This window comes from Streptococcus sp. SO2 (genome assembly GCF_030440025.1).
Map to the genome: position 1 here is coordinate 1 of NZ_JAQFJH010000020.1, position 15,044 is coordinate 15,044.

General features: G+C 42.9%; 18 protein-coding genes and 1 other annotated feature. Of the genes, 1 reads left to right on the forward strand and 17 read right to left on the reverse strand.

Annotated elements, in window-relative coordinates:
- The 5 genes from PCY17_RS10840 to PCY17_RS10860 all read right to left on the reverse strand — a co-directional run.
- On the reverse strand, positions 1-68 hold a 68-nt coding region (locus PCY17_RS10840; protein WP_301395541.1), incomplete at its 3' end, for a 50S ribosomal protein L35.
- Between the two features lie 32 nt (positions 69-100).
- Positions 101-631 (reverse strand): translation initiation factor IF-3, encoded by a 531-nt coding sequence (gene infC / locus PCY17_RS10845; protein WP_000848184.1) that lies wholly within the window; start codon positions 629-631, stop codon positions 101-103.
- A 15-nt stretch (positions 632-646) separates the two neighbouring features.
- Positions 647-778, reverse strand: a sequence feature (ribosomal protein L20 leader region).
- A 72-nt stretch (positions 779-850) separates the two neighbouring features.
- A complete protein-coding gene (locus PCY17_RS10850; RefSeq protein ID WP_000084754.1) occupies positions 851-3,091 on the reverse strand; it encodes a DNA internalization-related competence protein ComEC/Rec2 in 2,241 nt (746 codons plus the stop codon).
- Positions 3,075-3,725 carry a helix-hairpin-helix domain-containing protein gene (locus tag PCY17_RS10855; RefSeq protein WP_301394500.1) on the reverse strand — a complete coding sequence of 217 codons (651 nt, stop codon included), beginning with the start codon at positions 3,723-3,725 and terminating at the stop codon, positions 3,075-3,077. The genes PCY17_RS10850 and PCY17_RS10855 overlap by 17 nt, the downstream gene beginning before the upstream one ends.
- Positions 3,726-3,791: 66 nt before the next feature.
- A complete protein-coding gene (locus tag PCY17_RS10860) occupies positions 3,792-4,361 on the reverse strand; it encodes a GNAT family N-acetyltransferase (protein WP_084878036.1) in 570 nt (189 codons plus the stop codon).
- Positions 4,362-4,537: 176 nt separating this feature from the next.
- Here PCY17_RS10860 and ald point away from each other — a divergent pair, with 176 nt between their 5' ends.
- Positions 4,538-5,650: an alanine dehydrogenase gene (gene ald / locus PCY17_RS10865; protein WP_301394502.1), complete on the forward strand. Its 1,113-nt coding sequence runs from the start codon at positions 4,538-4,540 to the stop codon at positions 5,648-5,650.
- A 49-nt stretch (positions 5,651-5,699) separates the two neighbouring features.
- Here ald and PCY17_RS10870 read toward each other — a convergent pair whose 3' ends face one another.
- From PCY17_RS10870 to proC, 12 genes are all read right to left on the reverse strand, one after another.
- The gene (locus PCY17_RS10870; RefSeq protein ID WP_301394503.1) at positions 5,700-6,686 is read right to left on the reverse strand and encodes a PhoH family protein; all 987 of its coding nucleotides are present in this window, start codon (positions 6,684-6,686) and stop codon (positions 5,700-5,702) included.
- 80 nt (positions 6,687-6,766) lie between these two features.
- Positions 6,767-6,982 (reverse strand): YozE family protein, encoded by a 216-nt coding sequence (locus PCY17_RS10875; RefSeq protein ID WP_001232084.1) that lies wholly within the window; start codon positions 6,980-6,982, stop codon positions 6,767-6,769.
- A gap of 23 nt (positions 6,983-7,005) precedes the next feature.
- Positions 7,006-7,584 carry a GrpB family protein gene (locus PCY17_RS10880; RefSeq protein WP_301394504.1) on the reverse strand — a complete coding sequence of 193 codons (579 nt, stop codon included), beginning with the start codon at positions 7,582-7,584 and terminating at the stop codon, positions 7,006-7,008.
- Between the two features lie 11 nt (positions 7,585-7,595).
- Positions 7,596-8,450 carry an RNA-binding virulence regulatory protein CvfB gene (gene cvfB / locus PCY17_RS10885; protein ID WP_301394505.1) on the reverse strand — a complete coding sequence of 285 codons (855 nt, stop codon included), beginning with the start codon at positions 8,448-8,450 and terminating at the stop codon, positions 7,596-7,598.
- Positions 8,451-8,509: 59 nt separating this feature from the next.
- Positions 8,510-9,067, reverse strand: a complete 558-nt coding sequence (frr, locus tag PCY17_RS10890) for a ribosome recycling factor (RefSeq protein WP_001262235.1) — start codon at positions 9,065-9,067, stop codon at positions 8,510-8,512.
- Between the two features lie 7 nt (positions 9,068-9,074).
- Entirely contained in the window at positions 9,075-9,812 is a 738-nt protein-coding gene (gene pyrH / locus PCY17_RS10895) for a UMP kinase (RefSeq protein WP_000002996.1), read from the reverse strand.
- A gap of 83 nt (positions 9,813-9,895) precedes the next feature.
- Entirely contained in the window at positions 9,896-11,230 is a 1,335-nt protein-coding gene (trmFO, locus tag PCY17_RS10900) for a methylenetetrahydrofolate--tRNA-(uracil(54)-C(5))-methyltransferase (FADH(2)-oxidizing) TrmFO (protein ID WP_000083706.1), read from the reverse strand.
- Between the two features lie 133 nt (positions 11,231-11,363).
- The gene (rsmI, locus tag PCY17_RS10905; RefSeq protein WP_001166866.1) at positions 11,364-12,242 is read right to left on the reverse strand and encodes a 16S rRNA (cytidine(1402)-2'-O)-methyltransferase; all 879 of its coding nucleotides are present in this window, start codon (positions 12,240-12,242) and stop codon (positions 11,364-11,366) included.
- A gap of 2 nt (positions 12,243-12,244) precedes the next feature.
- On the reverse strand, positions 12,245-12,562 hold the full coding sequence (gene yabA / locus PCY17_RS10910) for a DNA replication initiation control protein YabA (protein WP_000358229.1): 318 nt from the start codon (positions 12,560-12,562) through the stop codon (positions 12,245-12,247).
- 36 nt (positions 12,563-12,598) lie between these two features.
- Complete coding sequence (locus PCY17_RS10915) at positions 12,599-13,489, reverse strand: DNA polymerase III subunit delta' (protein WP_206283548.1); 891 nt, start codon at positions 13,487-13,489, stop codon at positions 12,599-12,601.
- Positions 13,486-14,124, reverse strand: a complete 639-nt coding sequence (gene tmk / locus PCY17_RS10920; RefSeq protein ID WP_000033380.1) for a dTMP kinase — start codon at positions 14,122-14,124, stop codon at positions 13,486-13,488. Before tmk ends, PCY17_RS10915 begins: the two co-directional genes overlap by 4 nt.
- A 120-nt stretch (positions 14,125-14,244) precedes the next feature.
- Positions 14,245-15,042, reverse strand: coding sequence for a pyrroline-5-carboxylate reductase (gene proC, locus PCY17_RS10925; RefSeq protein WP_301394523.1), 798 nt, complete (start codon positions 15,040-15,042; stop codon positions 14,245-14,247).
- Positions 15,043-15,044: the final 2 nt, after the last annotated feature.

The following is a 15,044-nucleotide window of genomic DNA, read 5'->3' on the forward strand; positions in this document are numbered from 1 at the left end:
TTAAGTCCACCAGAACCTGTACGTTTGAAACGTTTAGCTGATGCGCGGTGTGTTTTTTGTTTTGGCATGATTTTTTCTCCTTTATTTAACTTTCTGACAATTATTTTTTGTCAGTTGCTGGCGCCAACTGCATGAACATTTGGCGTCCATCCATCTTAGCTCGTTGTTCGATGATCGCAATATCTTGTGTTGCTTCAGCAAACTCGGCTAAAACTTTTGCACCAATCTCTTTATGGGTGATCATACGCCCTTTAAAGCGAATGGATACCTTAACTTTATTTCCTTTTTCAAGGAACTTGCGTGCATTGCGAAGTTTTGTGTCAAAGTCACCCTTGTCAATAGTTGGACTCAGACGAACTTCTTTCACAGTAACAACACTTTGTTTTTTACGTTGTTCTTTTTGCTTTTTCTGGTACTCAAATTTGAACTTACCGTAGTCCATAATTTTAGCAACAGGTGGTTTTGCTTGGGGTTGAATCAATACTAAGTCAACATTTGCACTATCAGCCAATGCTTGCGCTTCGCTGAGTGGCTTGATGCCTAGCTGTTCTCCCTCAAGACCGATCAAGCGAACTTCACGTACACGAATTTCATCATTGATGAATAAGTCTTGCTTTGCTATGGTTTTCACCTCTTTTTTATTATTAGAGAAAAACAATAGCGGACTCGTAATAATACAAGCCCGCACGTTATGATAGCGTTTCTTAGAAACTTTTCATCCGTAGGGCCAGGCAACTTGATGTCACAAGGCGAGAAGCTCTCACTTCTGCTTTTCTCAACTTTTATATGATACCAAGTTTTCTATTCCTTGTCAAGATAAAAAGTCAATTTTTCGAAAAGTTTGTCTATTTTATCGAACCGTTTCAATTCTCCAACTATTCCACCCTGTAAAGCGGATAGCCCCTTGCTGGTCAGTTCGGTAGATCTTACTCTTGATACTTTCCAGTCGTGTCAAGGTTTCCTGATGGGGGAGTTTCGCACGATTGCTCTTTCCGACTGAAATGAGAGTAATTTCTGGTTTGATTTTTTCTAGGAAAGCTGGATTTGATGAGGTTTTAGCACCATGTTGGCCTGCTTTCAGGACATCCACCTCTAAGCCAGGGTATTGCTTTAGAAGATCCTTCTCTCCCTTCTCTTTCAAATTTCCTATGAAGAGAAAGTGCTTATCCAAAAGTTTTCCATAAAGAACCAGAGAATCATCACGATTCCCATCTCCAATCTTCCTTGGAGATAGGACTTCTAAGAAACTGCCAAAAATCGGGAAATTCTCCCCAGCTACCACACTACGTACCTTGTTTTGACTTGCTTCTAGTTCCGCTACAAATTCCTTCTGTGTCAGACTTCCTTTTGATACTAAAATCTCCCCAACATGGAAAGCCTTGGTCACCTCCAGTAAATCACCAACATGTTCCTTGTCTGTATTGGTCAAAATCAGCTGGTCAATCTTATCTACTCCTCGACTTTTAAGATAGGGAATCAAGGTACGCTGGGCAGTGCTGGTCGTCGACTTTTCTTGCCAAGCCTCGATTTTCTTATCAGATTCTGCCTTACCACCTACATCTATGAGAATAGTTTTCCCAGTCACATCCCGTAGGAAAATACTTTCACCTTGCCCCACATCCAGCATGGTGATTTCATTACCCAGCGGATGTTTGGTTAGGAAAAAGAGACCTATAATCAATAAGCTGACTCCAGCTACTCTTTTGATATTTTTCCTAAAATCATACAGTATTGCCAAGGAAATTAACAGTAGAATTAACAGCCATGCGTTGGGTTGACCAAAGACCAGAGGCCTGCTTGCCAGCTGCGATACCAATCGAATGATATTCTCCAACCACTCAAAGACAAAGTTAAACTGAGTGACTGGGTAAATAAAGGACAGAATAAATAAGATGGACAAAAGTGGCAAAAAGACCACATCAAACAGAAAGGAAAAGACAAAGGTCAAAATGATAGACCAAGGCTGAAATTCTGCAAAATAGAAGGATAGAATAGGCAATATTCCCAAGGAAATGACTAGACTTTCTCTAGCAACTGCCTTGATCCCATCGCCTTCTTTGCTAGTCATGGTCAAGATAAAAGCATAAGCGCAGGACAAGACTCCTCCTGCAGTTAGGAAAAAGTTTGGCATAATGATAAAAAGGACAAGGACCGTCAAGGCAAAATTATCCAAACCCTTAATACCATGTTGGGCCAGTAACTTTTGCAAGAGACTGCGAATGACCGATGCTGAAAATCCTGTCAGACCTGCATAGATAAGAGAAAAGGGATAAGTTAGCCACTTCAACTTTTCTTGGGTCAAGCCCAATCGCAAGAGGAGTTTCTTAAAAGCATCCATAAAGAAGCCCACCTGCATACCCGACAAGGCAAAGAGATGGATAATTCCAAGACTGGAATAAAGCTCATTCATCTCCTCAAAGTCCGTGTCCAAATGTCCTAAAAGAAGACCTGTCATATAATTGCGCATAGGATCTGGAAAGTACGTCTTGATCCAAACTACAGCCTTTCGACGTAAACTAGACAGATTTTCTCCTATATCCCAACTGTTAACCTTTTTAAGCGACTGGATGTTCTTGATAGTCAGTGTCTGGTAAATCCCTTGAGTCTTTAGATAGGCTTGGTAGTCAAATCCACCAAAATTTCTCTGTCCTTCAGGTTCAGAGACTTTCCCTTCTAGCTCTATCTCGTGAAGGTCTGTTAAGGCTTGAAAGTACTCTTTCTCCTCCTCGGACTGGAGTTTATAGTAAACTTGGAAAGTGCTGCCGTCAGCCTTGCCCCGAAAGGACAGACTGTCTCCATTGACTTTGATGGTATCTGGTAAAATCCGTACCCTCTCAACAGAATCCACTAGGTTCTGACTAGCTTGTGTCTGTTGCCAATTTTGAAACAAAAACCAAATTCCAAAAACTCCACAAATCGCTAGAACTTTACCAGCCGATTTCCAAGGAAATTGGAAAAAGAGGCAGATCAGCAAAAAAACAAAACCTAGCAGAGCGAGATAGGACACTCCAAAAATGGCATAGTAAAGCCAGAGCAACAGAAAGCTCAGATAGATTAGAGGAATAGGGAAATTCTTAATCCACTGTGACATAATCTTTTAGCTTTTCTATGGTCTTAGCGCCTATACCAGAGACTTTCTTTAATTCATCTACCGACTTGAATTTGCCATTTGCCTCACGATGGTCGATAATATCCTGCGCTCGTTTTCCTCCCAAGCCTTTGACCTGCTTGAGTTCTTCCAGACTAGCTTTATTGAGGTTGACCTTCTTATCTTTACTTGTCGAAGGAGTCGTTCCAGAACCAGTCTGCTGGCTAGCTGCTTCTTCTCCCTTAGTTGGAACATAGACAAGAGCCTCGTCACTGACTTTCTGAGCGAGATTGAGCGATTTACTATCTGCTTCCTCTGTCAATCCACCTGCCTTCTGAACGGCATCATGAACCCGACTCCCTACTGGCAAATCATAAATCCCTGGCGATTTAACAGCCCCCTTAACATCTACTGTGATTAGATCTTGTTCAGGAGATTCTTCCTTTTCTTCCTTCTTGATTTCCTTTTCAGATGATGAATCCTTTGAAACAGCTGCGACTTCAGCCTGCAAATTCTTTTCTTTGACGGGTTTTTGTGTAGATGGTTTTAGCAAGAAAAATCCGCCCAAGGCCAAGCCTAAAACAGCACAGATGACAATGATTTTATACTCTTTGATTTTTTCGATAATGACTTCCATATTTTCTCCTCTCTTAAGTTATTCGTAAGTGAAAGAAAAAAACAGCTGAAAAATCTTTTCAACTGCTTATTTATTTTCAAAATAGTCTTCCTTAGTCAAGACATAATGAACTCTTGTGATAATTCGACCTGGTTCTTTATTATCCATTTTGGCATAGGGTTCTTCGTGGGAAAAACGCATACCTGATTTCTCCATGACCTTTCCTGATGCGGGATTGTCTTTATCGTGAAGAGCTGTCAACTTGTTCATTCCAATCTTCTCAAAAGCCAGCTCAATCACGGAACGATTGGCTTCTGTCGTCAATCCTTGATTCCAATACTTTTGGTTGATAATGTAACCAATAGCTGCTTTTTTGAGAATGTGGTCAATCTTGAGCAAATCAATGGTTCCAATAAACTGACCATTGCTTTTTAGCTCGATCCCCCAGCGGCCCAAGGGATTAGCCAAGTAAAACTGAGCAATGTTATTCTTAGTTTCTTCTAAGCTTTGATTTGTTGGAAAAGTGTAGCGTGTATTTTCTCTGTCTGAAGCATACTCAAACATGGCTTCTGCATCGTCCAAGGTTACAGGTCGGAGCAATAAACGCTCCGTTTCTATTGATGGATACTGGGCAAATTTCACAAATATTGATTCCATACTTTTCCCTCCATTAGAGCTTGATTCTCACTAGTCTAGCATAAATAAATTTGGATGACAAGTTTTTCTTGATTTTTGAAGCGGTTTCATATACAATAAAACCATCACATTTTTGATTTATGAACTGGAATGTGACAACCAAAACAAGACCGTCAATTGAAAGGTAGGTTATCTCTATGTTAATCGGAATTCCAAAAGAAATTAAAAATAATGAAAACCGTGTTGCCCTCACTCCTGCTGGCGTCCACAGTTTAGTCAGTCGTGGACATCGTGTCCTCATCGAAACAAATGCTGGTCTCGGTTCAGGATTTACTGATGCAGACTATCAAAAGCAAGGAGCTGAGATTGTCGCTACTGCTGCTGAAGCCTGGGCTGCCGAGTTGGTCGTGAAAGTAAAAGAACCACTAGCTTCTGAATATGGTTATTTGCGCGACGATCTTCTTCTCTTCACCTACTTGCACATGGCCGCTGCTCCAGAATTAGCAGATGCTATGCTAGCAGCAAAAACAACAGGAGTTGCCTATGAAACTGTTCGTGACAATCAAGGACAACTACCGCTCCTCGTTCCTATGAGTGAGGTTGCAGGTCGTATGGCTGTTCAAATCGGAGCTCACTTCCTTACTAAGCAAGCTGGTGGCTCTGGTGTTCTACTTGGTGGTGTACCAGGTGTTCCAAAAGGAAAAGTAACCATCATCGGTGGTGGTGTCGTCGGTACACATGCTGCCCGCATCGCCCTTGGTCTTGGTGCTCAAGTGACTATTTTAGATATCAGCGCGAAACGTCTCTCAGTTCTAGAAGAAGTCTTTGGAAACCAAATTCAAACTCTTATGTCTAATTCATTCAACATCGAAGCAAGTGTGAGAGATGCTGATGTGGTGATTGGTGCAGTTCTCATTCCTGGCGCCAAGGCTCCGAAATTGGTGACAGATGAGATGGTCAAACAAATGCGTCCAGGCTCTGTCATCGTTGATGTTGCCGTTGACCAAGGTGGTGTTATCGAGACAGCTGACCGTGTGACAACGCACGATGAACCCGTCTATGAAAAATACGGTGTTCTCCACTATGCCGTTGCCAATATCCCTGGTGCGGTTGCCCGTACTTCAACCATCGCCCTAACCAATGTCACTCTTCCTTATATCGAAGCATTGGCTGACAAAGGATTCGCACAAGCAATTGCTGAAGATGAGGGCTTGCGTCAAGGTGTTACCACTTATCAAGGTTACTTGACCAGCCTCCCAGTTGCTCAAGGCCTCGATAAAGATCACACTTCTATCGACGAACTTGTTTAAAGCTAGACACTCATTAAAAAAAGCAGTTCACATCTGAACTGCTTTTTTGCTATTCTGTTTCTTGGGTCTTTTCTTCAACCTTAACTGGAGCTGGTTCATAGGCTCGGATAATCTGAGCGACAACTGGATGGCGAACCACATCTTTGGCTGAAAAATGAACAAAGTCAATTTGGTGAATGTTCTTGAGCTTTTCTTGAGCATCAATCAAACCGGACTTAACATTACGTGGCAGATCAATCTGGCTGATATCTCCATTGACAATCATCTTCGAATTAAAGCCTAAACGAGTCAAGAACATCTTCATCTGCATGATGGTCGTATTCTGTGCCTCATCGAGAATGACAAAGGCATCATCCAAGGTCCGACCACGCATATAGGCAAGGGGCGCAATTTCAATGATTTCACGCTCCATGAGACGGGTGGTCTGATCTTTTCCGAGAATCTGATACAAGGCATCGTAAACAGGTCGAAGATAAGGATCGACCTTCTCCTTAAGATCACCTGGAAGAAATCCTAGACTCTCACCTGCTTCCACTGCTGGACGAGTAAGGATAATCCGCTTGACTTGCCCACGTTTAAGGGCAGTTACTGCCAAGGTCACTGCAAGAAAGGTCTTCCCTGTCCCTGCTTGTCCGATTCCAAAGGTCACATCATGCTGTTTGACACTGTCCACATAAAGTTTTTGACCTAAGGTTTTGACACGAATCGGTTTCCCAGTATTGTCTTTGATAATTTCTTCTTCGTAAAGGGCGACAAACTTGTCGATTTCATCGTTTTTGACCATGCTAATCGCAGTCACCACATCTGGTGTGCCAACCGTCATTCCTCGATTCACCAAGACCATCAAAGCCTGGATAACCTGACGAGCTTCCTCACAGGCAGGCTCTTCACCCAAAACCTGCACAATTTCCGTACGGGCATGAATCACCACATCGAGCTCTTCTTCCATCAAACGAAGATGGCGCTCATTGGAACCAAAAAGATGAAACAGGTCATCTGGATGACTTAGTTGAATGTCTATTGAATGTTCCTTCAAATAAAGAACCTCTCTAATCCGTTTATTTCTTTTTATTATAGCAAAGAGAACAATAAAATACTAGCCTCATCTCATTGTCTCTAGTGTTCTAAGTATTCTTGCCAGATGGCGTCAAAGTCTCCTAGGTTAAAAGAGAAGCTGGCATGCTCCTCCAAAAAGCGACTCACCTCATCAAAATCATCCGTGTGTTTTGGAAAAGCTGACTCTTCAAAAGCGAGGTCTGCCAAGATGGCTTTGGGACTGTTACTTTTAGGATTGCGCTCAGTCATGAGCCAAGTGTAAAATGATTTTCTCAATTCTTTCTCCTATCAAGAGTTTTTTAATGACACTTTTCTGATTCTTGAAAATTACTGGACTTAGCCTCTGAAACGTAGTGGTTTATAAAATCTGTTTTCGCATCTGTATAGGCGTCTCGATTGTGTTCAAATTTTTTCCACAAACTTAGTTTTAATTCCTGATACGCTTGGGCAATATCTGGATGCTGGCAGAGATAATCTCTAAAATAAATCTCGTCATGATCTCCCGCCATTCGCAAATGTAAATGAAAAACTTTCTCAGCAAATCCCTGCTCTGTATATCCTTTATTTAGCGAAATCCTGTTAGGACTTTCCGACATCACTAGCCAACCATTCTTCACCAATAAATCCCTGACTCTTGCTAAATCCTCTATTCTACCTACTTCTAGCAGAATATCAACGATATTTTTTGCCCAAATATTAGGGATAGCAGTGCTACCGATATGTTCTATTCTTTGAATAACATTTGCACCCAATATTTTTTTCAGATTTGTTTTTTCCGATTCATACCAGTCTTTCCACTCTGACTTGTGCTCTACTAGAAAAATAGGAAAAAGTTGCCAGAGTTCCTCTAAACTCATTTCTTCAAGTTTCTTTTTCATGTCTATAAGACCTAAATCAACTCTGTCCCAAACTGGTCCTGCTTGATTTTGCCAGCCTTCATCAAGCCACCGAGTGCTTTCTTGAACTGACCTTTAGAGATACCAAAGATTGCCTTGATATCATCAGGAGATGACTTATCATTTAAAGTCATGAAACCGCTATTGCTTTCCAAGTAGGTCAAAATCATCTGGGCATCATTTTCCAACATTTCAAAAGAACGTGGTTTGAGGGAGAGGTTCAAGGTACGATCCACCTCACGGAAACCGATGACACGCGCATCTAGCACTTGCCCCAAACGTGGCTCTGCGTAGCGCTCACTTGGGTGAATGAAACCAAGCATGTTATTCTCTGGCAGATAGACAAAGGTCCCTGACAGCTTGAGACGGTAAACAATGGCTGGCCAGTTTTGGTTCTGCATGTTGTTGTAGGCAGGACGAGCCAGACGTTGGAAGTCTTCTTGATAAGCTAAGATTCCCCAGATACGGTCTTTCTTGTCCACTTCAAGACGGATGTAGAGTTGATCGCCCTTCTTAGGCCAGAGTTCCTTGAGCTCAGGGAGAATATCGAGTGACACAACGATTTCCTTGTCAGGAAGGCCTGTATCCACAAAGACACCCAAGTCTTTACGAACTTCCGTTACAGTTCCCCAACCAAATTGGTCCTGAGTGGCAGTTACTTCTATGCTTGTCAAGCGGAGTTTTTGCTTCATATCTGTATAGGCGAAACCTTTAACCGTATCCCCTACTGTATGCTGACCTTCTTCCTTGGCAAGCGCATAGGTTTGGCCATCCTTTTGCACAAAGTAAAAACGGTCATTTTCATCGATGATGAGTCCAACGATAAAACTTGCAAGATTTGTATTCATATTTCCTTCTTTCGAATAAAACTCAGCCAGCAATGCCAACTGAGTTTTTCTGTTTATTTTTAGACTTCCAAGATTTCTTTTTCTTTATTGGCAGTCATGTCGTCGATGTGTTTCACAGCATCGTCTGTTACTTTTTGAATATCTTTTTCAAGAGTCTTCAATTCGTCTTCAGTGATTTCTTTTGCTTTTTCTTGTTTCTTAGCTTCATCCATAGCATCACGACGGATATTGCGGACAGCCACTTTAGCATTTTCACCGACCTTCTTCACTTCTTTCGCAAGGTCACGACGAGTTTCTTCTGTAAGAGCTGGGATAACCAAGCGGATCACAGAACCGTCATTAGCTGGCGTGATACCAAGGTCAGAAGCGTTCAAGGCACGTTCGATGTCTTTCAATGAAGACTTGTCAAATGGTGTTACCAACAAGACACGCGCTTCTGGAATGGTAATTGAAGCGATTTGGTTAAGAGGAGTTTCAACTCCATAGTATTCTACGTGGATACGGTCTAGCAAGCTTGCGTTGGCACGACCGGCGCGGATACCACCAAATTCACGAGCAAGTGATTGGTGAGACTGGGTCATTCTCTCTTTAGCTTTTTCTACAATTGCATTAGCCATAATTTTCTTATTCCTTTTCTTCGATATTGTTTGAAACTGTTGTTCCGATATTTTCACCAAATACGACACGTTTGATGTTGCCTGGTTGGTTCATATTGAAGACAACCAAGTCAATGTCGTTGTCCATAGAGAGGGTTGAAGCAGTTGAGTCCATGATACGAAGACCTTTATTGATAACATCACGGTGGGTCAATTCTTCAAACTTAACGGCAGTTTTGTCTTTCTTAGGATCGGCATTGTAAACACCGTCTACGCCATTTTTAGCCATAAGGATGGCATCCGCTTCGATTTCAGCTGCACGAAGGGCTGCTGTTGTATCTGTTGAGAAGTAAGGTGAACCAATACCAGCACCAAAGATAACGATACGACCCTTTTCAAGGTGGCGAAGGGCACGTCCACGTACATAAGGTTCTGCCACTTGTTGCATCGCAATGGCAGTTTGCACACGCGTATCGACACCAACTTGTTGCAATGAATCTGCCATCACAAGAGCATTCATCACGGTCCCAAGCATTCCAGTGTAATCAGCCTGAACGCGGTCCATTCCTGCTTCTGCAGCAGGTTCTCCGCGCCAGAGATTTCCTCCACCAATAACAAGGGCAATTTCGATACCTAAGCTATGAACTTCTTGAATCTCTTTTGCGATTGTTTGAACTGTTTGGATATCAATCCCTACGCCACGTTCACCGGCAAGGGCTTCACCTGATAACTTGATTAAAATACGTTTATACTTGGGGTTCGCCATTTTTACTCTCCTTTTTTTATCCTACCTATTTTATCACAATTTCTAAGATTTTTATAGTATCATGAGCAATTCTTTGAAAAAAATTAGACCGTTAAAAATTCCTCTAAGTCGGTAAGAGCACGCTCTGCAATTTTTTCATAACGAGCCTTCTTATCACGGATACGCTCGCCTTCCAATTCCTTGATAATCCCGAAATTGACGTTCATTGGTTGGAAATGTTTGCTATCAGCGTGAGTGATGTAATGAGCCAGACTTCCAATCGCTGTGGTCTCTGGGAAGATAGCTTCACTTTCACCCTTAAAGAGACGAGCTGCGTTAATACCTGCAACCAAGCCTGAAGCTGCTGACTCAACATAGCCTTCTACACCCGTCATTTGACCAGCAAAGAAGAGGTTTGGTTGTTTCTTAGAACGGTAAGTCTGTTCAAGAAGATTTGGTGAATCCATATAAGAATTGCGATGCATGACCCCATAACGGACAAACTCAGCATTTTCAAGACCTGGAATCATTTGGAAGACACGCTTTTGTTCTCCCCATTTGAGGTGGGTTTGGAAACCAACGATATTGTAGAGGCTACCAGCCGCATTGTCCTGACGAAGCTGGACAACTGCATACGGTGTTTTGAACTCCCCGTCACGAGGGCCTGTATAATCGTCTGGATACTCCAAACCGACTGGCTTCATCGGACCATAAAGCATGGTTTTAATGCCACGCTTAGCCATGACTTCGATAGGCATACAACCTTCAAAGTACTTTTCTTTTTCAAACGAATTGAGCGGGGCTTCTTCCGCATTGATCAATGCTTCATGGAAATCCATAAATTCTTGCTTGGTCATAGGGGCATTGAGGTAGGCTGCTTCTCCCTTGTCATAACGAGACTTGAGATAGACCTTGCTCATATCGATGGTATTGACATCGATAATCGGCGCCGCCGCATCGTAGAAATAGAAACCATCACCGTCATTAAGGGCATGAATCTTTTCAGCTAGGGCATCGCTGGTTAAAGGACCAGTAGCGACAACTGTAATAACATCAGTCGGCAATTCTGTAATTTCATCACGAACCACTTCAATCAAGGGGTGATTAGCCACTTTTTCAGTCACCATTTGAGAGAAACCATCACGGTCCACCGCAAGGGCTCCACCAGCAGGAACACGTGTAGCTTCAGCAGATTCCAAGATAACAGAACCCAAGCGACGCATTTCTTCCTTGAGAAGCCCAACTGCATTGGTCAAAGCATCCCCACGTAAGGAATTGGAACAAACCAATTCAGCAAAATTGTCTGTTTTGTGCTGAGGTGTTGACTTGACCCCACGCATTTCATAAAGTTTAACTGGAATACCGCGTTCTGCGATTTGGTAAGCTGCTTCAGAACCTGCCAAACCAGCACCGATAACATTGATATAAGATTGAGACACGACACTAATACCTCTTTGGGTGGAACCTAAGTTCATATCAAAACAAGCTACTAGACTGTTTGACACCCACAAATCTTTCTAATTTTTCTTCTACTAGTATAACAAAAAAAGGGAAGATGGCAAACTTCCCTGTTTAGTCATTTTCTTGATTTTCTTCCCATTCGTGGTAGGCAGCGTAGAGTTGGCTTTTATTCCACTGGTAGAGTTTCGCAACTTCCTTAATGGCTTGATTTTTCTTCATGCCTTGCTGGATACGAGATTGGATTTCTGAAAACAAGTCCTCCTCGTCCTTTTCCTCCACATCCTGACTTGCGCCTTTAACGATGAGAAGGCATTCACCCTTGAGTGGCGTTTCAGCAATACTTTCTAGTAGCTCTGAAATCTTTCCTCGTTGGTATTCTTCATAGATTTTGGTCAATTCCCTGACCAAGACTACCGAGCGGTCACCGTAGACTTCTAGCATATTTTCCAATGTATCTGATACACGGTGGGGCGATTCGTAGAAAATCTGAGTTTCTGGGTAATCTTTTTTTAAGTCGAAAAATTGCTTTTGCTGGCCTGATTTTCTCGGTAAGAAACCGTAAAAGATATGTGGTTGTGGAGCTAAACCACTGGCAATCAAAGCAGAAATCCCTGCAGAGGCACCCGGAACTGTCACTACTGCAATTTCTTCCTCAATAGCTGCCTTAACCAAATCATGACCAGGGTCCGAGATACTAGGCAGACCCGCATCGGATACCTGAGCAATACTTTGTCCTGCTTTCAAGAAACCAATCAAATCAGGAATTTTTTCCTTGGCATTGTGCTCGTGAAAACTAATCTGCTTGGTGGAAATGTCAAAATGCTTGAGCAAAAGTCCTGTATTGCGCGTGTCCTCAGCTGCAATCCAGTCCACTTCTTTCAAGGTCTGAATGGCACGAAAGGTCATGTCATCTAGATTGCCAATCGGCGTTGCTACTAGGTAAAGCTTGCCATAGGGAGATTGTCCCTTAAAACTTTTTTGAATCTGCATGCCTACTCCCTGTACAACAACTCGTCACAGAACATACATTCCTCGTCCTGCTCTCGGCGTTGTCCATAAAAATCATTACATACGTGAAAACCGTCTTTATAGATCCGACGGACGCTTTCACGAACATGCTTGGCCTTGACGGGAGTATCTGCTTCCACCTCGCCCAAGCGTTCGCGCAACTTACTATTTTCCAAGCGAAGAGCTGTATTTTCCTCTACCAGGCTCTTGAGATTTTTCTTGATGGCTTCCACATCGGCCAAGGTCACCAGTAACTGTTGGGAAAAATCGTCCAGCGCGTCAAATAATTCTTTTTTATCCATAAACCAGCCCTTTCCTTTCTTTATCCTTCATTGAGTTTATATTTCTTTCAAGACCAGATATTCCATAGCATTTTGAAAGCTGACATTAGCCTGCCACATTTTTCTAGCTTCTAGTAAATCTTGTAGAATCTGTCGCATCCTTGCTTGCAAGAGATCCTGCCCACAGAGGACTTCGAGGATTCGCAAGACCTGATCTTGTTTTTCCTTGTCATCTACCAAGCTGGCTAATTTCGCAACTTGCAAATAACTCTCTTTTTTCTTAGCTAATAACCAGGTCAGCAGGCGTTCGCTCTCATCCACCAAGGTCCAAAAACTAGCCTGATTGACCAACTTTTCAGCTTCAGCACGTGATTGACAAAACTGGGCTAAGAGAGTTGCTTTTTTCTTGACCAGACCTGCTTGTTCTAATTGATGGATGAGCTTTTCTTCTTGCTTTTTAAAATGGAAAATCTGGGTCCGACTACGGATTGTTGGCAACATCTTTTCCTCATCGCTGGTCAAGAAGAAAATATAAACCTCACTCTGGGGTTCTTCGATGACCTTGAGCAGAGAGTTAGCAGCGTTGGGATGCATTTTCTCCGCCTGCTCGATAATAAAAACCTGCTGCTGACTTTCAATCCCTGCTTGAGAAAACTGACCCACCAATTCCCGAATGCGTTCTGTCTTGATGACCTGATTGACTGGCTTAATCAAGGTAACATCGGGGAATTCTTCCTGTTCAATCAGCTTGCAGTTTCGGCATTTCTCACATGGTAGAACGCCTACTTTATCCGTACAAAAGAGGCTCTTAGCCAAAAACTGCGCCATTTCCAAGCTTCCAAAGAAACCTGAAAAGAGATAGGCGTGATTGAGCTGATCTTGTTCTAGGATACGGACAAAGCGGTCAAACTGGTCTGGCTGCCAAGCTTTTAGTTGTTCTTGTTTCATTTAGCCAAGCCCATTCTGTCAAACAAGACAGCCTTGGTCGTTTCCACAACTTGCTCCAAAGGAAGACTCGCATCAATCTTAACAATGCGATTTCCTTCTTTGTCCAGAAGAGAAAGGTAACCTTGACGAACTTTCTTGTGCAAGTCTAAACCTTCCATGTCCAAACGATTGACCTCGCGGTCACTATTAGCAGCAATGCGAGCCAGTCCTTCTTCCACCTCAATGTCAAAATAGAGGGTCAAATCGGGTTTAAGGCCATCTGTCGCAAAGTGATTGAGCCAATCAATGGCATCAATATCCAAACCACGGCCAAATCCCTGATAAGCAACAGAACTATCGATGAAGCGGTCCATAATGACCAACTTGCCAGCTTCAAGTGCTGGAAGAACTTTTTCCACCAAGTGCTGTCTACGACTGGCAATATAGAGAAGGAGTTCTGTTTTAGGATCCATCTGAGTATGACTTGGGTCCAAAATCACTTGACGAATCTTCTCCCCAATCAAGACTCCACCTGGTTCACGGGTCGTCAGCACCTCTACTCCTTTTTCCTCTAAAATTGGGAGTAGAGCCTCTAAAACGCTGGTCTTTCCTGCTCCCTCCGGTCCCTCAAGAGAGACTAAAAATCCTTTTGACATGTCTAACTCATTTCTTTTTTTCTACCTTCTATTCTATCAAAAAAATAGATTTTTGTGACAATCTTTTTGCGTCTTCTCCATTCAATCGACCATAAAAGAGGCTGGGAGTCATCCAACCTCTTATTTACCTAGTTCTTGTGTTCGTTTATAGGCTTGCTGAACTGCGTCCATGACTGTGCCTCTAAAGGCATGTTCTTCCAGACTTGCTACACCAGCAATAGTCGAACCTCCTGGGCTGCAAACTTGGTCCTTCAAAACTCCAGGATGTTGCTGGCTTTCGAGAACCATTTGTCCAGCGCCGACTACTGTTTGGGCTGCCATTTTCAAAGCCATTTCTCGGGGCAATCCTGTCTGCACACCCGCATCTGCTAAAGCATCAATAAAAAGGTAGACAAAGGCTGGTCCACAACCTGCAAGACCTGTCGCCGCATCAATTAAGCCATCTCCCAGCTCAACCAAAAGGCCAGCCTTGGCTAAAAGCTGACAAAAGAGTTCCCTGTCCTCAGCACGACAATTTGCTGACATGGCATAACTAATCACTCCTTGGCCAATAGCCACTGGAGTATTGGGCATGATGCGAATGATCCGGTGTTGACTTGGGATAAGACTCGCTAGTTTTTCCAAGGTCAATCCAGCCGCCATGGAAATCAAAAGAAGACTCTCTCGTTTTTCAAGGATGGTCTGGTATTGAGAAAGCAGTTCAGAAAACTGAGCAGGCTTTACTCCTAGAAAAATCACATCTGCTTCTGCAAAAATTTCTTCATTACTGGAAGCCTGACCGCCGAAGTTGGCGATGAAAGCATCTACTTTTGCTTGACTGCGATTGGCAAGGAGAATCTGTTCATCCGTCTTGGCTTGCAAGACAGCCTTAGCCAAGCTAGCACCCATATTTCCCAAACCGATAAATCCAATCTTCATCT